The sequence below is a fragment of the Flavobacterium sp. UMI-01 genome, assembly GCF_019656315.1.
Lineage (GTDB): Bacteria > Bacteroidota > Bacteroidia > Flavobacteriales > Flavobacteriaceae > Flavobacterium.
Map to the genome: position 1 here is coordinate 38,778 of NZ_BPLU01000038.1, position 21,363 is coordinate 60,140.

A 21,363-nucleotide genomic window follows, 5' to 3' on the forward strand; every position below is an offset into this window, starting at 1 on the left:
AAAGATACAATCAATTATAGTATTCAAGGCTAAAGAATCCCTAAAAACCTAATTCCTTACAAATCAAATCTTTTCAACTTTTACAACTTATTTTTTAATTTCATTTGGTGTTTCAAAATCCCATTCAAAATCACAACTACGATAATCACCACTGCTGCAATATAAAACGAAGCACTCATTTTTTCTTTATCCCCAAGTATGAAATAGGCTAGTAAAATGCCGTAAACTGGTTCCAAATTAGTCGTTAACATCACAGTATAAGGACTTAATGCCTTCATCACTTTGACAGAAGCGGTAAATGCGTAAGCAGTACAAACCGATGAAAGTAGGAAAAGCAACTCCCAATTGGTCGTTGAAACTGTAAAAAAACGCGCGGAAAATTTATTTTGCCAAACAAAATAACAGCTAATAAACAAAAAACCTGCTAGAAATTCATAAAATGTTATTAGTGCCGAATCATGTTTTTGAATCAATTTTCCATTCAATAAGGTAAATAAAACACCTAAAAAAATAGCCAATAAGGCATACAGCATCCCTTCAAAATAACGCAATTCCATCTGCATTATAAGTGACAAAGCCCCGATTATAATTAATCCTAAAATGACTTCGTACCATAGTACTTTGCGTCCGTAAAGAAGAGGCTCCATTAAGGAGGCTAAAAAAGCTCCCAAGGAAAAAATAGCCAAGGTTGTGGATACATTGGCAATATGAATCGCATGAAAGAAAAAAATCCAATGTAGCGCAATAAGCAAACCCACCAAAGTCAACTTACCTAATGCAGAACGTCCTATTTGGAACGATTTTTTGGTACCAAAAAGATAAAAAGCTAAAAACAATGTAGCCATCAACATTCGATACCAAACAATCTCATCAGCAGGAATGCTTATCAAAGCCCCAAGGATTGCGGTAAATCCCCAGATAAAAACAATAAAATGCAAATGAAGGTAACTACTTAAATTATCTTTTAGCATTTCGCAACAAATAAATAGCTAGAATTCCAAAGATAAAATTAGGAAACCATACGGCTACAAACGGGGAGAAAGTAGTTTTTTCAGCAATGACACCAAAAACTTTATCAAAAAAGACATATCCAAATGCAATGGCAATTCCAATGGTTAGATTCATCCCCATCCCTCCTCTTCGTTTCATCGCTGAAACCGAAACGGCAATAATTGTCAAAATAAAAGCCGAAACAGGAACACTATATTTCTTGTACAAAACCACCAAATAAGTATTGATGTTTGATGAACCTCTCGCTCTTTCTTTCTCAATAAAACTATTTAATTTATCCAAAGTTAATGTTTCCGCAATATAAACTACTGGTGTTAAATCTTCTAAATCAAAACTAAAAACAGTTTTCTTTTCAGGTGCTCTCTCAATTTTGTCTCCCAATTCCCCAACAGTTCTTTTGGTATAATCATACATCGTATAAGTACTATCTGTAGGATTCCATTGTATTCTGCTAGCAGTAATTTTAGAAACCAATTTTTCTTTATCAAATTTTTCTAAAGCAAAATTAAAAGCCGTTTTTGAATACGAATTAAAACTATTAACATACAAAAACTCATGATCGTTAATCTGGCGATACACATCTGTAGTAAGACCACGCATTTGTTCTTTACCTCCTCGTTTCAAATAAGTATATCTAAAATTATTAAAACCTTCACTTGAAACAGGAACCACAAAAAATCCCATAATCAATACAAAAACAGAGACCAAAGCAGCACCTATAATATAAGGTCTTAAAAAACGAGTAAATGATATCCCAGAACTTAATATAGCAATGATTTCGGTATTATTGGCTAACTTAGAAGTAAACCAAATAATCGATAAAAATAAAAATATCGGAAATAAAGCATTGGCAAAATAAATCGTAAAATGATAATAATAAATTGCAATCTTGAGCAACGGCACTTCGTTCTCAATCATGTAATTGATCTTTTCAGACACATCAACAATAATTCCAATAGGAACAAACATCAACAACATTGTAATAAATGTTGCCAGATATCTTTTTAAAATGTATTTGTCTAATATTGTTAGCATACTTTAAAGTTAGAAATTAGTAGTTAGAGATTAGAGGTTGCTTGACTCACAACTTTTAACTCCTAACACATCCCTTTTTATAATCGCTGACTCATGTTTTTGACCATCATTTCTTTCCAAGGTCTAAAATCTCCTGCGATTATATGTTTTCTTGCTTCACGCACCAACCACATATAAAAACCAAGATTATGAATCGTAGCAATTTGTTTTCCTAAATATTCATTAGCAGCAAAAAGATGACGCAAATAGGCTTTAGAATATTCTGTATCTACAAAAGTAATTCCCATTTCGTCAATCGGTGAAAAATCATCTTCCCACTTTTTATTTTTAATATTTATTGTACCGTTTGCCGTAAATAACATACCGTTTCTAGCATTTCGGGTAGGCATCACACAGTCAAACATATCAATTCCTAACGCTATATTTTCCAAAATATTGATAGGTGTTCCCACTCCCATCAAATAACGTGGTTTGTCTTCGGGTAAAATCTCCGTTACTACCTCAGTCATAGCATACATTTCCTCAGCTGGTTCCCCTACTGACAACCCACCAATTGCATTTCCCACTTGATTAGAATTGGCAATATATTCCGCCGATTGGCGACGTAAATCTTTATAAGTACTTCCTTGAACAATTGGAAAAAAAGCTTGGTCGTAACCATATTTTACAGGCACTTTATCCAAATGCTTAATGCATCGATCTAACCAACGATGGGTCATGTGCATCGAACGTTTGGCATAATTGTAATCGCAAGGATAAGGTGTACACTCATCAAAAGCCATTATGATATCAGCCCCAATGGTACGTTGAATTTCCATCACATTCTCAGGAGTAAACACATGATAGGAGCCATCAATATGAGATTTGAATTTTACTCCTTCTTCTTTAATTTTTCGGCTATTCGATAGCGAATACACCTGATAACCACCCGAATCTGTCAAAATATTACGATCCCAATTCATAAATTTATGCAAACCTCCTGCCTGCTCTAAGATTTTTGTTTGTGGACGCAAATACAAATGGTACGTATTCCCAAGGATTATATCTGGATTAATATCCTCTTTCAATTCTCTTTGATGCACTCCTTTTACAGAGGCAACCGTACCTACGGGCATAAAAATTGGCGTTTCAATGACACCGTGATCTGTAGTAATACTTCCTGCTCGAGCCTTAGACTGAGGGTCTTTTTGTAATAAATCAAACTTCATATTGTGATTTTTCTTCCCATTTTTCTCCCGACCATTCGGGTGCGCAAAGATAGTTTAATTTAGAAAAAATCACTCTTTTTAACTCCTAAAGTACAGTGTAAAATAAATCAATCGTTAATTCTGTTGTTTTTTTCTTTTAAACATTCCATTTTATCATTAGCAACCTATAAATTTGCTTTAATTCCAGTTGTAAACGGCGTAAAATAAAGAAAAATCAATAGAAAGTTAGCCATTATTAAATTTTCATACTTAATTATCGCAAACGAATTACCCTTTTTTAAAGTTAGAAAACAAAAAACTACAATCTTTTCTTTATCGCCTTAGTTGTTTGTAACTTTGTCATTTGCCTCTTTTGTGGCCTCAGTGTCTAAAAAACAACCCATATGAAACTTAATATTCAAGATACCTTCAACAAAGAATTACCTGCTGACCCCAATGACGCTAATTTTGTTCGTCAAGTAGAACAAGCCTGTTTTTCATTTGTAACGCCTAAAAAAACCAAAGCCCCACAAATCATCCACGTCTCCCCGGAAATGGTCAAGCATTTAGGTCTAACAGAAGAAGACACCTTATCAGAAACTTTCAAAAATGTCTTTACTGGTAACGAAGTTTTACCTCATACCAATCCCTATGCGATGTGTTATGGTGGACATCAATTTGGAAACTGGGCAGGACAACTAGGTGACGGTCGCGCCATCAACCTAACCGAAATAGTTCACAACAATCAGCGTTGGGCTATCCAATTAAAAGGAGCTGGAAAGACCCCTTATTCCCGCACCGCCGACGGTCTAGCGGTATTGCGTTCCTCTATAAGGGAATACTTGTGTAGCGAAGCCATGTTTCACCTAGGCATACCTACTACAAGAGCTTTAACACTGGCTTTATCTGGTGAAGAAGTCTTGAGAGACATGCTTTATAATGGAAATCCCGCTTACGAAAAAGGCGCTATTGTAACCCGAGTAGCACCAAGTTTTTTGCGTTTTGGAAACTACCAAATCTTTGCTGCTCGTAATGATATCAAAAACTTACAAACTTTGGTTGATTACACCCTCAAGCATTTTTACCCTGAAATAGGAACACCTTCTAAAGAAAGCTACCTACAATTTTTTAAAACAGTAGCAGAGAAAAGTCTCGAAATGGTATTGCACTGGCAACGTGTTGGTTTTGTACATGGAGTAATGAATACCGATAACATGTCTATCTTGGGCTTAACCATCGATTATGGTCCTTATGGTTGGTTGGAAGGATATGAGTACGGCTGGACACCCAACACTACTGATGCACAAAACAAACGTTACCGTTATGGCAACCAACCCAATATCGTACTGTGGAATTTATATCAATTAGCCAATGCCTTGTTTCCTTTAATTGAAGAAGCAGAGGGATTAGAAACAATCTTAGCTGAGTTTGGAATTTCGTTTGAGGCAAAATATTTGGAGATGATGCGTTCTAAAATTGGACTTTTTAGCCCAAATGAAAAAGACCAAACCCTTATTCAGGAACTCGAAAACAACTTGCACCTTACCGAAACCGATATGACTATTTTTTATCGAAATCTAAGTAAGTTTCCCAAAGAAAACCCGGAACAAGGCATTGCCATCATTCAGGAAGCCTTTTATAACACCGAAGCATTACCCGCAAAAATTTCTGATGCTTGGAACCAATGGTTCTCAAACTACAGTGAACGATTATTTGTAGAAAAAGAAACAAATGCAGAGCGAGCCAAAAAAATGAATCGCGTAAATCCAAAATATGTATTGCGTAATTATATGGCACAACTCGCTATTGATGCTGCTGACAAAGGAGATTACCAACTCATCGACGAACTTTTTAACCTTTTAAAAAAACCATACGACGAACAAAATCAAAACGAAAAATGGTTTGCCAAACGTCCAGAATGGGCTCGAAATAAAGTAGGTTGTTCCATGTTGTCGTGTAGTTCCTAGAATTGACCTTAATTCTTTTTAATTTTTTAAAATTCCTAGTTTAGCTAACTTTATTAGGATTAATCCAAAAATAATTAATGACTGATTAAGTCAAAAAAAATAAAATTAATGAAATACAAATGCATCATTTTTGACTGTGACGGCGTTTTAGTCGATAGCGAAACCATCTCTAACAAAACCTTAGTTGATATGGCTAAAACAGTCGGTGTTACCCTTGATTATGATTTTGTTATGACCCATTTTTTAGGGAAATCATTGCAATATTGTTTTGACTATATTGAGCACTTAGCACCGCAAAAATTACCTGACACATTTGAAACAGAATTTAGAGAACGTACCTTTGAAGCCTTTAGAACCCAAATGCAGCCTATTCCTGGCGTACACGAATTATTATCAAAAATAAAAATTGATGTTGCAGTTGCTTCCAATGGCCCAGCCGAAAAAATCAGACTCAACTTGACAACCACAAATCTTATAGACCGTTTTGAGGGAAACATATTTAGTGCGTACGACATCAACAGTTGGAAACCCAACCCAGAACTATATTTACATGCGGCGAAATCTATGGGATATGACGTCAAAGATTGTGTCGTTATCGAAGATAGCTTAGCAGGTGTGCAAGCAGCACTAGCGGGTGGATTTAGCGTTTTTGGGTATCGTAACCCGCATAACAAAGACCTGTTTAAAGAAATCAACATCCCCCTTTTTGATGATATGAGTATTCTTGACCGATTGCTTGTCTAACCTAATTATTCTTTATATTCTATTTTTTTAGTTACTTTTAAAGAAACAACACTAAAACTATAGAAATGAAAAACTTAACATTCATTTTATTCTTTATTTTTTTTTATTAGCTGCTCCACAGAAAAAAATTCACCCAACAACAATCCTGTTTTAGGAAACTGGAATTGGGTCGAATCTACGGGTGGTATAGCAGGGCTAACATTGACACCAAAGTCAACTGGAGATGCAATTCAACTCCAAATCACATCTTCGACAATTAAAAAAATGGTTAATGGTGCAATAGCCTCAGAAACCAACTATTCGATTCAGACAGGCGCTTCTATTTTTGGAGGTATCAAACCCATGATTGTCTATGAAAATGACTCCAAAACATCGTTTGAAATCAAAGAAAACCAATTGTTTCTCAATGAAGAATGTACCGATTGCTTTTTAAGTATTTATCAAAAAGAACCCTAATCCGTCATTCTCTACAAGAAAGCCCTTATTATTTTTTGTTAATTAACATTTTGTAGCGACAACTTACTCAAAATGAAACAGATAAATTAACTAACTTTGTAAAAACCATTAAACCCGACCTCTATGTCAATAAGACAACAAAACTAAATCCATCAATGGTCTATTTCCATTGTAATTGGATTTTTTTAATACTAACTTAAAAAACAACTTATTATGGAAAATGTAAGCAAAAAAAACGGGACTGATTTCGCTAGCCACGATTCAGCCCATGGACTCAGAGATTTATTTGAAGTTGGATTAAAAGATATTTATCATGCTGAGAAAGCGTTGAGTAAAACACTCACAATGATGATGAAAAACGCTACGCATCCTCAATTAATTGAAGCCCTAAAAAATCACATTGCTGACAACAAAAAACATCTTATTCGTTTAGAAGAAATTTTCAAATCAACAGGCATTCGACCATCAACAAAAAAATGTGATGCAATGAAAGGGATATTGAAAGAAACAAACGAACTCATAAAAACTACAGATATAGGAACGGTACGCGACGCTGGTATTATTTCATCAGAACAAAAAATGAAACACTACGAAATTGCTACTTACGGGACTTTATGCGCTTTTGCAAATACCTTAGGTGAAAAAAATGCAGCAGGACTTCTTAAAAAAACACTTACAGAGGACAAAAAAGCCGACAAAACTTTATCCCGAATTGCGATGAGCTCAATCAACAGGAATGCCTATTATGCTGATGCTATTACCACTGCCTTTATGTAATAACAACAACAAGACATTCAGTAAATCAAAAAGCCTGTTTGTTCAGGCTTTTTTTGTGTTTTTTTTAATACTGTATTGAAATAACCTCTTACTAAATACAACGTTAAAATATTTAAAACAAAAAGTATTGTTTGGTAAGTAAATTCATTATGTTTGTAATATTGACAAACCATTTCTGTAAAGATGATTTATTTACCATTTATTAATTTTTAAAAAATACTTTTTTTTTAATGGAATTAATTGACAACTTAGAACCCTTGTTACGTACTTTTTGGTACGTTGCCATTCCATCGAGTCTTATATTTATTATCCAAACTGTTTTAACCTTTATGGGAACTGATGCTACTGACGGTTTAGATGCTGATTTTGACAGTAATTTAGAAAGCACCGATACCCCTTTTCAACTCTTCTCATTTAGAAACTTAATTCACTTTTTACTAGGTTTTAGTTGGACTGGAATTTCGTTTTACAATACGTTTTCAAACCCCTTACTACTAATCATCCTTTCATTGCTTGTAGGTTGTCTGTTTGTTTATTTGTTCTTTTTGATAATTCGTCAAATAAAAAAATTAGAAGAGAACAATTCGTTCAAAATGACTCATACTTTAAATAAAACTGCTGAAGTTTATTTGACCATACCAGCAAATAAATCAGGGAAGGGAAAAATCATGATAAGTATTAATGGTGCTTTTCACGAACTGGAAGCTATGACCGAAAATGAAAGCATTCCTTCAGGCACTCCTGTTGTGGTGACTAAAATAGAAAACAATAATATTCTTTTTGTAAAACCCTTATAAATTTTAACCAAAAAATGACACCAATTTTAATTATTGTAGTTGCTGCAATTGTATTTTTTGCCAGTATCTCAGCACTTGTTTCTAGATACAAAAGATGTCCATCCGACAAAATATTAGTAATTTATGGACGAACAGGAGGTACCTCTGCTAAATGTGTTCATGGAGGCGGAGCTTTCATTTGGCCAGTCATACAAGATTTTGCTTACTTGGATTTAAAACCATTATCAATTGAAGCCAACTTAACCAATGCTTTGAGTCGTCAAAACATACGTGTCGATGTTCCTTGTCGTTTTACTATTGCTATTTCTACTGAAACAGATAGTATGAATACCGCAGCCGAAAGACTTTTAGGACTTTCGCACGAACAAATTCAAGAATTAGCCAAAGACATTCTTTTTGGTCAATTGCGTTTGGTTATTGCCACCATGACGATAGAAGAAATCAACTCTGACCGTGATAAATTCTTAGATAATATTTCAAAAAATGTGGATAGCGAATTGCGTAAAATTGGTTTAAAACTAATCAACGTAAACGTTACTGATATCAAAGACGAATCAGGTTATATTGAAGCACTGGGAAAAGAAGCTGCTGCCAAAGCCATCAATGAAGCAAAAATTAGCGTTGCTGAACAAGAAAAAATAGGAGAAACTGGAAAAGCATTAGCCGATAGAGAAAAAGATACACAGATTGCTGAAACACATAGAGACCGAGATGTTAAAATTGCGATTACTCAAAAAGACCGCGAAATTAGTATTGCATCAGCTTACAAAGACGAAGCCATTGGTAAAGCCGAAGCAGAAAGAGATACCAGAGTAAAAACTTCTGAAGCGAATGCGATTGCGATTCAAGGAGAAAACGAAGCCAAGATTGCCATTGCCAATTCAGAAGCCCTGCGTAGAGAAAAAGAAGCCGAATCACTTCGTATTGCTATTTCGGCTGAAAAAGTACAACAAGCAAAAGCATTAGAAGAATCGTATGTTGCAGAACAAAAAGCAGAATTAGCTCGTTCTGAAAGAGAACGTTCAACCCAAATTGCTAACGTAGTCGTTCCTGCAGAAATTGCGAAACAACGTGCTATCATCGAAGCGCAAGCAGATGCCGAACGAATTCGTGAAAATGCCAAAGGAGAAGCCGACGCAATTTTTGCAAAAATGGAAGCAGAAGCAAATGGTTTATATGAAATTTTGACCAAACAAGCCGAAGGATACAAACAAGTTGTTGCGGCTGCAGGTGGTGACCCAACACAAGCTTTCCAATTATTATTAATTGAAAAACTTCCTGAATTAGTAAAAACCCAAGTTTAAGCGGTTAAAAATATCAAAATTGACAAAATCACCGTTTGGGATTCAGGAAACAATACTGATGGGAATGGCTCAACAGCCAATTTTGTTTCAGGTATGATGAAAACTGTCCCACCTTTGAACGATTTATTCAATATGGCCGGATTAAATTTACCTAATTATTTAAAAGGAGAAACGCCAAAAGAAATCACTAATCCTTCCATAGACAACGAAGGTGACTTATCTTTGAAATAATTCATCGTTACACCTACTTCAAACACATAAAAGCTGTCAAGTGCGACAGCTTTTTTTGTTTTAATTCATGATTTGGACAACAAATCAAAAAATCATTTGTCTTACGGTAAAATAAAATTTACATTTGCACCAGTTTAACTTTTACATACAAAATGAAGCCTAACACACAACAATTAACCGATTTAACTATCCAAGTAAGAAGAGATATTCTTCGAATGGTACATGCTGTCAACTCTGGTCATCCAGGTGGTTCTCTTGGCTGTACAGAATTTTTAGTAGCATTATACCAAAATATCATGGAGCGCAAAGAAGGTTTTGATATGGACGGAATTGGAGAAGATCTTTTCTTCCTTTCAAACGGACATATTTCTCCTGTATTTTATAGTGTTTTAGCTCGAAGCGGGTATTTTCCTATTTCAGAATTAGCGACTTTCCGTTTGATTAATTCAAGATTACAAGGACACCCTACTACTCACGACCATTTACCAGGAGTACGTATGGCGGCAGGTTCTTTAGGACAAGGATTATCGGTTGCAATTGGTGCGGCTCAAGCTAAAAAATTAAATAAAGACAACCACCTTGTATATGTTTTAACAGGTGATGGTGAGTTGCAAGAAGGCCAAAACTGGGAAGCTATTATGTATGCTTCTGCTAAAGGAGTTGATAATTTAATTGCTACTGTAGATTTAAACGGAAAACAAATTGACGGAACTACGGATGATGTTTTATGCATGGGTAGTCTTAGAGCTAAATTTGAAGCATTTGACTGGGAGGTAGTTGAAATTACTAAAGGTAACGACTTAGAAGCCATCATTGGCGGAATGAACGAAGCAAAAGCAAGAACTGGAAAAGGAAAACCAGTTTGTGTTTTACTACATACTGAAATGGGTAATGGAGTAGATTACATGATGTACAGCCATGCATGGCACGGTAAAGCGCCAAATGACGCTCAACTTGAAAATGCTTTAGGTCAAAATTACAACACAGGAGGCAATTCAGATTATTAAATTTTAGATTAGAAACTCAAGATTTCTGATTTTAGGACTTAGGACCTTAGAGCCTGAATGGCTCTGTAACTCAAAAGAAAAAATGAAAAAATATACAAATACAGGAAGTAAAGATACTCGCTCAGGTTTTGGAGCGGGAATGACCGAATTAGGTCAAACTAACGAAAATGTGGTAGCACTTTGCGCCGACTTAATTGGATCATTAAAATTTGATGATTTCAAAAAAAATCACCCGGAACGTTTTTTCCAAATCGGGATTGCTGAAGCCAATATGATTGGAATTGCTGCTGGTTTGACTATTGGTGGAAAAATTCCTTTTACGGGAACTTTCGCTAACTTCTCTACTGGACGTGTTTATGACCAAATTCGTCAATCTGTAGCTTACTCTGAAAAAAATGTAAAAATCTGTGCTTCTCACGCTGGATTAACACTAGGAGAAGATGGAGCAACTCACCAAATCCTTGAAGACATTGGTTTGATGAAAATGTTACCAGGAATGACCGTAATCAATACTTGTGATTACAACCAAACCAAAGCAGCTACTATCGCATTAGCTAAACACCAAGGACCTGCTTATTTGCGTTTTGGTCGTCCTGTTGTTCCTAACTTTACACCTGCTGACGAAGAATTCGTAATCGGAAAAGCAATTATGCTAAACGAAGGAACTGATGTAACAATAGTTGCTACAGGACACTTAGTTTGGGAAGCATTAATTGCTGCTGAAGCATTAGAAGCAAAAGGTATTTCTGCCGAAGTAATCAATATCCACACCATTAAACCTTTAGACGAAGAAGCTATTTTAAAATCAGTTGCAAAAACGGGTTGTGTAGTTACTGCGGAAGAACACAACATCCTTGGAGGTCTTGGAGAAAGTGTTTCTAGAGTTTTAGCATTAAACACTCCTGCTCCACAAGAATTTGTAGCTGTAAATGATAGTTTTGGCGAATCAGGAACTCCAGAGCAATTAATGGAAAAATACAAACTAAACAATCAAGCTATTTTTGCTGCTGCTGAAAAAGTAATCGCAAGAAAATAACCGCTTTTTTCAATACCAAAAAAGCCGCTACTTTTGAAGTTAGCGGCTTTTTTTTTGATTTTTTCATTTACTAAAAAAATTTTATGAAACCGAATTTCATAAAACTTCTCGTAAGACCATACAGAAAAGGCTTTCAATGATTTTTACCAACCATTTTTCAGTACATTACCTGAAATAAAAAAATCCCGTAATGAAACGGGATTCTATTTAAAATTGTAAAATATATTAAGGATGACTATTTTTATCCAAATAATCCGTTCCTTTCAAAATTTCTAATTTAGTCGTGTAACCATCACCATCGTCATCAATATCTAAATAATTAGGAATTCCATCGCCATCTGTATCGTCTAAATTTACAATCGTTGAAGGATACGTAACTGTATTTCGATAATCATTCATGTACCCATCACCATTTAAATCCTCTAAATAAGAAAGAATCCCATCACCATCTTGATCAGCTCTTTTTAAAGCATATAATTTAAAACTAAATACTAATGGCGAATAGGTAGGTATAGATCCAAAACCAGCGCTGAAATATGCCAATCCAGATGGAAGAAACATTACACCCGCACCAAAATCACTATATTTTACATGACCATCTACACCTTCAACATAATCCCCTGTTTTAAAATTATGAAAAATTTCTCCCCAACCCCTAATAACGTCACTATACAAATTAAACATGCTTTGTGGGTATTTTACCTCTTCAAAGAAAATAGCCGAGGTTGACGTTACATCATTCGTAGTAGTTTGATATAAATAATGTCCTTTATAGGAAGTCAAAACATCATCTACATTTGTAGGCTTCTCTCCTTTTCCTTCCCTTAACACTAAATAATACACCTTATAAGTAATACCATTTAATGGAACTTCTTTTGTCAATAATTTTGGAAACGTAGAACTATTCAAATAAGACATAATGGTTCCCTTACCATTATCTACAGAAGTAATTTCAACATCTTGATCGGCTTGTTCTCCAGGTGCCTCAGTAATATTTATATAATTTGAATTTAAGTAGGCTTCAATTATCTCGTTATCAAGTGTAAATTGTTCCCCATAATCTCTTGGTGGCTCTTCAACAAACGTATTATCATCTTTGGAACAAGAAAATAGTAACAAGGTTGTAATTGATAAAATAAAATAAAACTTAAATTTGTTCATTATAACTGATTTTTAAGTGCGCAAGATACAATATTGATTTATTTTTGTAAACTATTTAACTCCGATTTTACAATTATTATGCGAATAGATAAATATTTATGGTGTGTAAGATACTACAAGACTCGCAACATGGTTACCGAAGCTTGCAAAAAAAACCACATAACTGTAAATGGTCAAGTAGCTAAGGCCTCAAAAGAAGTTTTTCCTACTGATATCATCACCTTTAGGAAAGATCAAATTACCCAAACCATAACCGTTTTAGACATTCCAGATAACCGTGTTGGAGCAAAATTAGTCGATATCTATAGACGTAATGATACGCCACCTGAAGTGTACCAACATTTGGAACTTTTAAAACTTTCAAAAGACCATTATAGAAAAACAGGTACAGGAAGACCTACCAAAAAAGATCGTAGAGATATTGATGATTTTGGAAATGATTTTCATGAAGACGAAGAAGAACTCTAAACATCCTACAAACAACAAATAACAAACACCTTAAACGTAAAACAAATGAGCAAAAATATCATCCTTACCCATCAAGAAATCAACCATAAAATAAAACGTATCGCTTACCAAATTTATGAAACTTTTGTGGATAATGACGAAGTGGTTTTGGCTGGAATCGCTCCTAATGGCTATGTATTTGCCGAAAAAATAGCCACCGAATTACAAGCTATTTCTCCCTTAAAAGTAACGCTATGCGAAGTGAAAATTAACAAACAAAAACCCGAAGATACTATTCAAACCTCTTTATCCAAAGAAAACTATAAAGACAAAGGCCTAATTTTAGTTGATGACGTCCTTAACTCGGGCACTATTCTTATTTATGCTGTGAGACATTTTTTAGACGTGCCGTTAAAAAAATTCAAAACTGCCGTTCTGGTAGATCGAAATCACAAAAAATACCCTGTAAAAGCTGATTTCAAAGGAATTTCGCTTTCAACTTCTCTACTTGAGCACGTACATGTGGTTTTTGACGAAAACAACAGCCATGCTTACTTAAATTAATCCACTAATTATTCACATACTATAAAGACTCAAAGTTACTTTAGCAATAAGTGTAACTTTGAGCCTTTAAAGTTATGATAACAAAAAAAACTACTCTAGCACTTTAACTATGTCGGCTACTATTTCATCAACAGATTGGTCAACCGAAACCGTATATTGTGCTTTATTATAATAAAAACTACGTTCAAAGAGATGCATCGCTATAAACTCTTTCATCTCCTCATCCGTTTTATTAGCGATTAAAGGCCTTTTCTCTTTTTCTAAGACCAATCTATTAAACAACGTATCGATAGATGCTTTAAGGTAAATAGAAACCCTATCCTCCCCTATTAGTAATTCATGATTATTAGCATAACAAGGCGTACCACCTCCTAAACCTATAATATAGTCGGAAGAATCATTTAACAATTCCAAAAAAGCTTCGTGTTCCAATTTTCTAAAATGGATTTCCCCTCGTGTTTCAAAAATCGATTTTATAGACATACCCGATTTTTTTTCAATATAATCATCCAAATCCACAAATGGAATTTGTCGAATTTTGGATAACGATTTTGCAATTGTTGACTTTCCCGAGCCCATATAGCCCAATAGTATAATTTTCTTCATATTTTAAAACCTTACAAACTAAGAGGTTAAGAAATTTTATTAAAAAAAGACAAATTTATGACATTTTTTCTTGGTAAACTCTAAATAAAGTCCTTATATTTGCACCCGCATTCAAGGAAAGAAAATGACTCGATAGCTCAGTTGGTAGAGCACATCACTTTTAATGATGGGGTCCTGGGTTCGAGCCCCAGTCGGGTCACAAACAGTGATTTAAAAACATTCTTTCCTTACGCATTGACTCGATAGCTCAGTTGGTAGAGCACATCACTTTTAATGATGGGGTCCTGGGTTCGAGCCCCAGTCGGGTCACAAAAGGTTATTCGTATTTCGAATGACCTTTTTTACTTTTTGGCCATGTGGAGAAACGGTAGACTCGCCATCTTGAGGGGGTGGTGCTCGCAAGGGCGTGAGGGTTCAAATCCCTCCATGGTCACAAATACAGTCTAAAAACAACCTTTAAACCCAGTAAACACTGGGTTTTTAAATTTTCAACCCATTTTTATTACCCGACAATCAACACGACATCGCTACAGCACCCCATGTTAACCTATAAATTTTGAGTTTTTTTTTCTTCCCTACTCAAAAATTCAACTTACAAAACTTTATTTTTACAAGGTCAACCTTTTGAACGAATCAAGATGAACCAAGATAAGTTTATTTTTTGTCTGGAAGCAGTAGCTGATGTAGATACTACCACTGATACAACAACCTTTCAAAACCTTGAAAAAATCGCTTTTTACGAAGGCATAACTAGTATCCACAAAACCTGCGATACCATTGAAGGATTAGAAGAAAGCCTACAAGCCTTACTTTACGACGATCACCACTTTAAGGATTACGAAATTATCTATTTAGTTATGCCTGGAGAAGCCAATAGCATATGTCTTAATAACTACTATTACAGCTTCGATGAAATAGCCGAACTTTTTGAAGGAAAAATGAAAGGCAAGATTCTCCATTTTGCCAACACAAAACTTGTTGACCTTACCGAAGAAGAAGCCCAATACTTTCTTGATATTACAGGAGCCAAAGCAGTATCCGGCTACGGAACAATCAACCGTCAATTTTCCAGCTTAATTCTTGACAACGCTTTTTTTGGTTTATGTCAAGACGGTGACAATCTTATTGACATTGTAGAATCATTACACAAAAAACATTACGCACTGTACAAACTTCTTGATTTTAGACTCTATTACTAATGTACAAAAAACTCAAAGTAAAGCAGTTTATTCAAACCCAAAAAATCCCAACCCCCTTTATTCAGATACAAAAAAAGCCTCACAATTGTGAGGCTTGGTATAGAATAAAAACAAATTAAATTATTTAATGTGTTTTGCGTATTTAGTTTTGAATTTATCAATACGTCCTGCAGTATCAATAAGTTTGCTTTTACCTGTGTAAAAAGGGTGAGAAGTTCTAGAAATCTCCATTTTAACAACTGGATATTCAACACCTTCGTGGATGATTGTTTCTTTAGTATCTGCTGTTGATTTAGTGATAAAAACATCGTCATTTGACATGTCTTTGAAAGCAACTAATCTGTAATTCTCTGGGTGTACACCTTTTTTCATCTTGTAAATCTTTTTATTAGTTTGGCTATAATTCATTTTGCGGCTTTTCCTTTTTACAGAAAAGGTATAAACTCCTTATAACTTTTTATTTTTTAATATTAAATTGAGGATGCAAAAGTACAATTATTTTTCAATAAACAAATCATCGCTTAGTAATTTTTTAATAATTTGTAAAAATAGAATTTTGCACCTTCATAAATAGGGAATTGTTATATTTGCAGACAAATAAAATTAAGAGGCTAATGGTTCAAGAAATTATTAAAAGAAACGGTATCAAATATGGCATTATCACAGGTACTACCCTATCATTAATTACCGCTATAATATATGCCGTTAATCTTGAGTTATTCATAGCTTGGTGGACAACACTATTAAGTTTTTCCATTTTTATCATCATCCCATCTATATTACTGATAGATACCAAAAAGGCACTTCAGGGCACGCTTAGTTTCAAAGAAGCTTTTACGACTTATTTTATATGTGCCTTAATTGGTTTACTAATCTCCGTAGCGTTCAAAGCAATTTTATTCAATATCATTGACCCATCTATTAAAGTTTCCTTGTTGGAATTAACTATAAATTATATCAAGAGTACTTCTGGAAAATTTGGCGTTCCAGAAACTTCTTTGAACGAAATGATTTCTAATCTAAAAAAAACAGACCCTTTTTCGATAACTGAGCAATTAAAAGGTGCTGTTGTCAATTTATTTTTCTGTGGTATTTTAGGATTAATTATGGCTGCGTTTTTCAAATCTAAACCTTCTCAAAATAACTAATGAATTTATCTATTCTAATCCCTCTTTTGAATGAGGAAGAATCACTAAAAGAGCTGTACCAATGGATTATCAAGGTAATGCAAGCACACCAATACACCTATGAAGTTATTTTCCTCGACGATGGTAGTACGGATAATTCTTGGTCACTGATTGAAGGTTTTTCAAAAGAAAATCCAAACATAAAGGGAATCCGTTTCATGAAAAACTTTGGTAAATCACAGGCCTTACATGCTGGTTTTGCACAAGCCAAAGGCGATGTCATAATCACTATGGATGCCGATTTACAAGACAGTCCAGATGAAATTCCAGACTTGTATGAGATGATTACGCAACAAAATTATGATTTAGTTTCAGGATGGAAAAAAAAGCGCTATGATTCGGTTGTAGCCAAAAATATTCCCTCTAAATTATTCAATTGGGCCGCACGTAAAACCTCTGGCGTACAATTAAATGATTTTAACTGTGGCTTGAAAGCGTACAAGAATGTGGTAGTCAAAAACATTGAAGTTTCGGGTGAAATGCACCGTTACATCCCGGTATTGGCAAAAAATGCTGGTTTTGGAAAAATAGGCGAAAAAGTAGTAATTCACCAAGCCCGCAAATATGGTGAAACTAAATTTGGTATGGAACGTTTCATAAATGGTTTTTTAGATTTGATTACCATTTGGTTTTTATCTAAATTTGGCAAACGCCCTATGCATTTATTTGGAGCCATTGGTTCTATGATGTTCATTATCGGATTTGTAGCAGCTGGTTATATTGGTTTTTCAAAACTATATTATATGTACAATAACATGAAATATAGCTTAGTAACTAACAACCCTTGGTTTTACATTGCACTAACTACAATGGTTTTAGGAACGCAATTGTTCTTGGCGGGTTTCCTTGGTGAAATCATTTTGAGGACTAAAAACAATGAAGAAAGATACAAGGTTGCCACAAGCGTAAATTTATAACTGATGCACAAATGCTAGAAGTTATATTTTTTTAAATAAAACAAAAGAGATTGCAAGACAAGAGCGCATTAAACTGACAAAGCAAATAACTCCTAGAAAAATACTAAAAACTAAAGAATTTACTAAAAATGGAAATCAAACAAAACATTTTGGACGCTGCCAACGAATGGTTGACTCCAGTTTTTGACACAAAAACACAAGAAGAAGTACGCGCTTTAATAGCCAATTCTCCAAAAGAATTAGAAGAAAGCTTTTACAAGAGTTTAGAATTTGGAACAGGCGGAATGCGCGGAACTATGGGAGCTGGTGATAACAGAATCAATAAATACACTCTTGGAAAAAGCACACAAGGTCTTTCAAACTACTTGCACACAGCTTTCCCAAACAAACCTTTAATGGCAGTAATTGCGTATGATTGCCGTCACAATAGTGATACCCTAGCCAAAGTGGTAGCAGATGTATTCTCAGCTAATGGAATCGAAGTATATCTATTTTCGTCACTACGCCCTACTCCTGAGTTGTCATTTGCAGTAAAACATTTGGGGTGCCAATGCGGAATTGTATTGACAGCATCTCACAATCCACCAGAATACAACGGTTACAAAGTATATTGGGAAGATGGTGGACAAATTGTTCCTCCACAAGATGGCGAAATCATTACTGTGATTGAAAATTTAAAATACAACCAAATCAAATTTGATGCTAATGAAAATTTGATTCATTATATCGATAAAGATATTGACCAAGCGTTTATCGACTCTACTGTAGCTAACGCAAGTTTTGATACACCTACAGTTGCCAAAGACGATTTAAAAATTGTTTTCACTTCTTTACACGGAACATCCATTACGGTTACTCCAGCAACTTTAGCACAAGCGGGTTACAAAAACGTAAGTATCGTGGAAGAACAAGCCATACCAAACGGCGATTTTCCAACCGTAAAATCACCAAATCCAGAAGAACCAGAAGCGCTGACTATGGCTTTAGAATTGGCCGATAAAACCAATGCTGATATTGTTATTGGAACTGACCCTGATTGCGACCGTCTTGGTGTTGCAGTACGTAACAATGAAGGCAAAATGACTTTGTTGAACGGAAATCAAACGATGATTTTGATGACTGCATTTTTATTACAAAAATGGAAAAAAGCTGGAAAATTAAATGGCAAACAATTCGTAGCTTCTACTATTGTTTCAACTCCAATGATTATGGAATTAGCAACGGCTTATGGTGTGGAATACAAAAGCGGTTTGACTGGTTTTAAATGGATTGCCAAAATGGTAAAAGATTTCCCTGAACTACAATTCATTGGTGGTGGAGAAGAAAGTTTTGGTTTCATGGTAGGCGATGCTGTTCGCGATAAAGATGCCGTGGCTTCTACACTATTAATTTGCGAAGTAGCTGCTCAAGCTAAAGCCAAAGGAAGCTCTGCATATCAAGAATTACTACAACATTATGTAGATTTTGGGTTCTACAAAGAGCACTTAATTTCATTGACTAAAAAAGGATTGGATGGTTTAGCCGAAATCAATCAAATGATGGTTAATTTACGTGAAAATCCTATCAAAGAAATCAATGGTCAACGCGTGGTAATGGTAGAGGATTATAAAGCCTCAAAAGCTAAAAACTTATTAACAGGCGAAGAAGAAACCCTTACAATGCCCAAAGCAGATGTACTTATTTACTATATTGAAGATGGTTCAAAAATTTGTGCTAGACCTAGTGGAACCGAACCTAAAATTAAATTTTACATCAGTGTCAATACGGAATTAGAATCAGTTGCAAAATTTGAAGAGACTGAAGCGTATTTGAACGAAAAAATACAAAATATAATTATTGCAATGCAATTGAACTAATGGACAAAAGTTTATTAAAATTACTTCCCTATTTAAAGCCTTATAAACATCACATCATTTGGAATGTGATTTACAATATTTTATACGCCTTATTCAGTACCATTTCGATGCTGACCTTGTTGCCCGTACTAGATGTTCTCTTTGGCAAAACCAAATCCATCTTCACAAAACCTGAATACACAGGCATTGGCAATATCAAACAATTTGGGACCGATTATTTATACTATCAAATTTCAATACTCACTCAAGGCAACAGCATACAAGTTGCCTTGCTTTTTGTTGTATTAATGGTTATCACGACCTTTTTACTCAAAAACCTGTTCAATTATCTTGCTTCCTTTCACATTATGCACCTCAAAAATGGGGTACTAAAGGATTTAAAAAAATCCATGTACGATAAAATTATTGAATTACCCATTTCGTATTATTCAGAAAAACGCAAAGGTGATATCATGGCTCGTATGCTTGGTGATGTCAATGAGGTACAAAATTCTTTTTTCTCCATTTTGGAATTGGTAGTAAAAGAACCTTTGACTATTATTTTCACTTTGATTACCATGTTTATTATCAGTACCAAATTAACCTTGTTTGTATTGATTTTCATGCCATTATCAGGATGGATCATCTCTAAAGTTGCTAAAAACCTAAGAGCCAAATCGCTAGAAGCGCAAAAAGAAAGTGGATTTCTCATTTCAATTGTGGACGAAACATTGGGAGGCTTGAAAGTCATTAAAAGTTACAATGCCGAACCTAATTTCAAAAGCCGATTCAATGATTCAGTAATGCGACTATTGAATTTATCCAATAGCATTGGTGCCAAAAACAATCTAGCATCACCTTTAAGTGAGTTTCTAGGCGTAACCACCATCGCTATTTTACTTTTTTATGGTGGTAATTTAGTATTAATAGACAAAACCCTTGATGGCTCTGCTTTTATCGTTTACCTCACGCTAGCGTTCAACATTCTTACTCCTGCAAAAGCCATTTCTAAAGCTTCTTATGCAGTAAAAAATGGTTTGGCAGCCGCAGAACGTGTTTTTGAAGTCTTGGAAGTAGAAAACGAAATTACCTCAAAACCAAATGCACTTACAAAAAATAGTTTCGATTCAGATATTACCATTAAAAACATTAACTTCAAATACGAAGACGAAAATGTACTAAAAGATTTTTCGCTTACTATTTATAAAGGACAAACTGTTGCTTTAGTGGGACAATCTGGAAGTGGAAAAAGTACCATTGCCAACTTATTGACTCGTTTTTATGATGTAAACGAAGGCACTATTACCATAGATGGAATAAACATCAAAGACATGAACCTAGAATCGTTACGAGGTTTAATGGGATTAGTAACTCAGGACAGTATTTTGTTTAATGACACTATCAAAGCCAACATCGCTTTAGGAAAATTTGACGCTACCGATGAAGAGATTATTGCAGCGCTTAAAATTGCTAATGCATACGAATTTGTTAATGAATTACCACTTGGTATTCATACAAACATAGGTGATAGCGGAAACAAACTTTCAGGAGGACAAAAACAAAGGCTTTCAATTGCCCGTGCCGTATTGAAAAACCCGCCTATTATGATTTTGGACGAAGCCACTTCTGCATTGGATACAGAAAGTGAAAAATTTGTCCAAGTTGCTTTGGAAAACATGATGCAAAACAGAACTTCGATTGTCATTGCACACCGTTTATCTACTATTCAAAAAGCAGATGTCATTGTAGTGATGAAAAAAGGAAAAATTGTGGAATATGGTACTCATGAAGAGCTCATCAGCCATAATGGAACTTATAACAAATTGGTAACTTTACAATCTTTTGAATCGTAAAACAAGTTTGCTACATTTGATTGTACTATTTTAATCCTATTT

The 21,363-nt window shown here is 34.7% G+C and carries 20 protein-coding genes, 3 tRNA genes and 1 pseudogene; 18 read left to right on the forward strand and 6 right to left on the reverse strand.

Annotated features, from left to right (window positions below):
• Window positions 1–80: 80 nt before the first annotated feature.
• The 3 genes from K5R64_RS11015 to tgt form a co-directional block, all read right to left on the reverse strand.
• Window positions 81–971, reverse strand: a complete 891-nt coding sequence (locus K5R64_RS11015; protein WP_220763474.1) for a DMT family transporter — start codon at window positions 969–971, stop codon at window positions 81–83.
• Entirely contained in the window at window positions 958–2,046 is a 1,089-nt protein-coding gene (locus K5R64_RS11020; RefSeq protein ID WP_220763475.1) for an LptF/LptG family permease, read from the reverse strand. Before K5R64_RS11020 ends, K5R64_RS11015 begins: the two co-directional genes overlap by 14 nt.
• Window positions 2,047–2,123: 77 nt before the next feature.
• Window positions 2,124–3,254, reverse strand: coding sequence for a tRNA guanosine(34) transglycosylase Tgt (gene tgt, locus K5R64_RS11025; protein ID WP_220763476.1), 1,131 nt, complete (start codon window positions 3,252–3,254; stop codon window positions 2,124–2,126).
• A gap of 383 nt (window positions 3,255–3,637) precedes the next feature.
• Between tgt and K5R64_RS11030 the strand changes: the two genes are divergently transcribed.
• The 8 genes and pseudogenes from K5R64_RS11030 to K5R64_RS11065 all read left to right on the forward strand — a co-directional run bounded on the left by K5R64_RS11030 (window position 3,638) and on the right by K5R64_RS11065 (window position 11,552).
• On the forward strand, window positions 3,638–5,200 hold the full coding sequence (locus tag K5R64_RS11030; RefSeq protein ID WP_220763477.1) for a YdiU family protein: 1,563 nt from the start codon (window positions 3,638–3,640) through the stop codon (window positions 5,198–5,200).
• A gap of 108 nt (window positions 5,201–5,308) precedes the next feature.
• A complete protein-coding gene (locus tag K5R64_RS11035) occupies window positions 5,309–5,944 on the forward strand; it encodes an HAD family phosphatase (protein WP_220763478.1) in 636 nt (211 codons plus the stop codon).
• 201 nt (window positions 5,945–6,145) lie between these two features.
• Entirely contained in the window at window positions 6,146–6,400 is a 255-nt protein-coding gene (locus K5R64_RS11040; RefSeq protein WP_220763479.1) for a hypothetical protein, read from the forward strand.
• A gap of 213 nt (window positions 6,401–6,613) precedes the next feature.
• Window positions 6,614–7,177: a ferritin-like domain-containing protein gene (locus tag K5R64_RS11045; RefSeq protein WP_220763481.1), complete on the forward strand. Its 564-nt coding sequence runs from the start codon at window positions 6,614–6,616 to the stop codon at window positions 7,175–7,177.
• Window positions 7,178–7,407: 230 nt separating this feature from the next.
• Window positions 7,408–7,974, forward strand: a complete 567-nt coding sequence (locus tag K5R64_RS11050; RefSeq protein ID WP_220763483.1) for an NfeD family protein — start codon at window positions 7,408–7,410, stop codon at window positions 7,972–7,974.
• 14 nt (window positions 7,975–7,988) lie between these two features.
• A pseudogene (locus K5R64_RS11055) lies at window positions 7,989–9,509 on the forward strand (flotillin family protein).
• Between the two features lie 152 nt (window positions 9,510–9,661).
• The gene (locus K5R64_RS11060; RefSeq protein WP_220763485.1) at window positions 9,662–10,516 is read left to right on the forward strand and encodes a transketolase; all 855 of its coding nucleotides are present in this window, start codon (window positions 9,662–9,664) and stop codon (window positions 10,514–10,516) included.
• A gap of 82 nt (window positions 10,517–10,598) precedes the next feature.
• Complete coding sequence (locus tag K5R64_RS11065; RefSeq protein WP_220763487.1) at window positions 10,599–11,552, forward strand: transketolase family protein; 954 nt, start codon at window positions 10,599–10,601, stop codon at window positions 11,550–11,552.
• A gap of 225 nt (window positions 11,553–11,777) precedes the next feature.
• Here K5R64_RS11065 and K5R64_RS11070 read toward each other — a convergent pair whose 3' ends face one another.
• On the reverse strand, window positions 11,778–12,713 hold the full coding sequence (locus K5R64_RS11070) for an FKBP-type peptidyl-prolyl cis-trans isomerase (protein ID WP_220763489.1): 936 nt from the start codon (window positions 12,711–12,713) through the stop codon (window positions 11,778–11,780).
• A 78-nt stretch (window positions 12,714–12,791) separates the two neighbouring features.
• On the opposite strand from K5R64_RS11070, the gene K5R64_RS11075 reads away from it, so the two are divergent.
• Together K5R64_RS11075 and K5R64_RS11080 are read left to right on the forward strand one after the other, a co-directional pair.
• A complete protein-coding gene (locus K5R64_RS11075; RefSeq protein WP_220763490.1) occupies window positions 12,792–13,181 on the forward strand; it encodes an RNA-binding S4 domain-containing protein in 390 nt (129 codons plus the stop codon).
• A 45-nt stretch (window positions 13,182–13,226) separates the two neighbouring features.
• Window positions 13,227–13,724: a phosphoribosyltransferase family protein gene (locus K5R64_RS11080; protein ID WP_220763491.1), complete on the forward strand. Its 498-nt coding sequence runs from the start codon at window positions 13,227–13,229 to the stop codon at window positions 13,722–13,724.
• A 90-nt stretch (window positions 13,725–13,814) separates the two neighbouring features.
• Here the strand turns inward: K5R64_RS11080 and K5R64_RS11085 are convergent, their stop codons facing one another.
• Window positions 13,815–14,330, reverse strand: coding sequence for a shikimate kinase (locus tag K5R64_RS11085; protein ID WP_220763492.1), 516 nt, complete (start codon window positions 14,328–14,330; stop codon window positions 13,815–13,817).
• A 126-nt stretch (window positions 14,331–14,456) separates the two neighbouring features.
• Between K5R64_RS11085 and K5R64_RS11090 the strand changes: the two genes are divergently transcribed.
• The 4 genes from K5R64_RS11090 (at window position 14,457) to K5R64_RS11105 (ending at window position 15,529) form a co-directional block, all read left to right on the forward strand.
• Window positions 14,457–14,529, forward strand: a tRNA-Lys gene (locus tag K5R64_RS11090).
• Window positions 14,530–14,566: 37 nt separating this feature from the next.
• Window positions 14,567–14,639, forward strand: a tRNA-Lys gene (locus tag K5R64_RS11095).
• 41 nt (window positions 14,640–14,680) lie between these two features.
• Window positions 14,681–14,763, forward strand: a tRNA-Leu gene (locus tag K5R64_RS11100).
• A gap of 205 nt (window positions 14,764–14,968) precedes the next feature.
• Window positions 14,969–15,529: a DUF6642 family protein gene (locus K5R64_RS11105; RefSeq protein WP_220763493.1), complete on the forward strand. Its 561-nt coding sequence runs from the start codon at window positions 14,969–14,971 to the stop codon at window positions 15,527–15,529.
• A 120-nt stretch (window positions 15,530–15,649) separates the two neighbouring features.
• Here the strand turns inward: K5R64_RS11105 and K5R64_RS11110 are convergent, their stop codons facing one another.
• Window positions 15,650–15,901: a type B 50S ribosomal protein L31 gene (locus K5R64_RS11110; protein ID WP_220763494.1), complete on the reverse strand. Its 252-nt coding sequence runs from the start codon at window positions 15,899–15,901 to the stop codon at window positions 15,650–15,652.
• A 242-nt stretch (window positions 15,902–16,143) separates the two neighbouring features.
• Between K5R64_RS11110 and K5R64_RS11115 the strand changes: the two genes are divergently transcribed.
• The 4 genes from K5R64_RS11115 to K5R64_RS11130 all read left to right on the forward strand — a co-directional run bounded on the left by K5R64_RS11115 (window position 16,144) and on the right by K5R64_RS11130 (window position 21,321).
• Window positions 16,144–16,677: a DUF4199 domain-containing protein gene (locus tag K5R64_RS11115; RefSeq protein WP_220763495.1), complete on the forward strand. Its 534-nt coding sequence runs from the start codon at window positions 16,144–16,146 to the stop codon at window positions 16,675–16,677.
• A complete protein-coding gene (locus tag K5R64_RS11120; RefSeq protein ID WP_220763497.1) occupies window positions 16,677–17,633 on the forward strand; it encodes a glycosyltransferase family 2 protein in 957 nt (318 codons plus the stop codon). The genes K5R64_RS11115 and K5R64_RS11120 overlap by 1 nt, the downstream gene beginning before the upstream one ends.
• 128 nt (window positions 17,634–17,761) lie before the next feature.
• On the forward strand, window positions 17,762–19,489 hold the full coding sequence (locus tag K5R64_RS11125; RefSeq protein ID WP_220763499.1) for a phospho-sugar mutase: 1,728 nt from the start codon (window positions 17,762–17,764) through the stop codon (window positions 19,487–19,489).
• On the forward strand, window positions 19,489–21,321 hold the full coding sequence (locus K5R64_RS11130; RefSeq protein ID WP_220763501.1) for an ABC transporter ATP-binding protein: 1,833 nt from the start codon (window positions 19,489–19,491) through the stop codon (window positions 21,319–21,321). The genes K5R64_RS11125 and K5R64_RS11130 overlap by 1 nt, the downstream gene beginning before the upstream one ends.
• Window positions 21,322–21,363: the final 42 nt, after the last annotated feature.

Bases quoted from the DNA above. Each gene is read 5' to 3' on its own strand.
- K5R64_RS11015 (WP_220763474.1), bottom strand. From the start codon at position 971: ATGCTAAAAGATAATTTAAGTAGTTACCTTCATTTGCATTTTATTGTT.
- K5R64_RS11020 (WP_220763475.1), bottom strand. From the start codon at position 2,046: ATGCTAACAATATTAGACAAATACATTTTAAAAAGATATCTGGCAACA.
- tgt (WP_220763476.1), bottom strand. From the start codon at position 3,254: ATGAAGTTTGATTTATTACAAAAAGACCCTCAGTCTAAGGCTCGAGCA.
- K5R64_RS11030 (WP_220763477.1), top strand. From the start codon at position 3,638: ATGAAACTTAATATTCAAGATACCTTCAACAAAGAATTACCTGCTGAC.
- K5R64_RS11035 (WP_220763478.1), top strand. From the start codon at position 5,309: ATGAAATACAAATGCATCATTTTTGACTGTGACGGCGTTTTAGTCGAT.
- K5R64_RS11045 (WP_220763481.1), top strand. From the start codon at position 6,614: ATGGAAAATGTAAGCAAAAAAAACGGGACTGATTTCGCTAGCCACGAT.
- K5R64_RS11050 (WP_220763483.1), top strand. From the start codon at position 7,408: ATGGAATTAATTGACAACTTAGAACCCTTGTTACGTACTTTTTGGTAC.
- K5R64_RS11060 (WP_220763485.1), top strand. From the start codon at position 9,662: ATGAAGCCTAACACACAACAATTAACCGATTTAACTATCCAAGTAAGA.
- K5R64_RS11065 (WP_220763487.1), top strand. From the start codon at position 10,599: ATGAAAAAATATACAAATACAGGAAGTAAAGATACTCGCTCAGGTTTT.
- K5R64_RS11070 (WP_220763489.1), bottom strand. From the start codon at position 12,713: ATGAACAAATTTAAGTTTTATTTTATTTTATCAATTACAACCTTGTTA.
- K5R64_RS11075 (WP_220763490.1), top strand. From the start codon at position 12,792: ATGCGAATAGATAAATATTTATGGTGTGTAAGATACTACAAGACTCGC.
- K5R64_RS11080 (WP_220763491.1), top strand. From the start codon at position 13,227: ATGAGCAAAAATATCATCCTTACCCATCAAGAAATCAACCATAAAATA.
- K5R64_RS11085 (WP_220763492.1), bottom strand. From the start codon at position 14,330: ATGAAGAAAATTATACTATTGGGCTATATGGGCTCGGGAAAGTCAACA.
- K5R64_RS11105 (WP_220763493.1), top strand. From the start codon at position 14,969: ATGAACCAAGATAAGTTTATTTTTTGTCTGGAAGCAGTAGCTGATGTA.
- K5R64_RS11110 (WP_220763494.1), bottom strand. From the start codon at position 15,901: ATGAAAAAAGGTGTACACCCAGAGAATTACAGATTAGTTGCTTTCAAA.
- K5R64_RS11115 (WP_220763495.1), top strand. From the start codon at position 16,144: ATGGTTCAAGAAATTATTAAAAGAAACGGTATCAAATATGGCATTATC.
- K5R64_RS11120 (WP_220763497.1), top strand. From the start codon at position 16,677: ATGAATTTATCTATTCTAATCCCTCTTTTGAATGAGGAAGAATCACTA.
- K5R64_RS11125 (WP_220763499.1), top strand. From the start codon at position 17,762: ATGGAAATCAAACAAAACATTTTGGACGCTGCCAACGAATGGTTGACT.
- K5R64_RS11130 (WP_220763501.1), top strand. From the start codon at position 19,489: ATGGACAAAAGTTTATTAAAATTACTTCCCTATTTAAAGCCTTATAAA.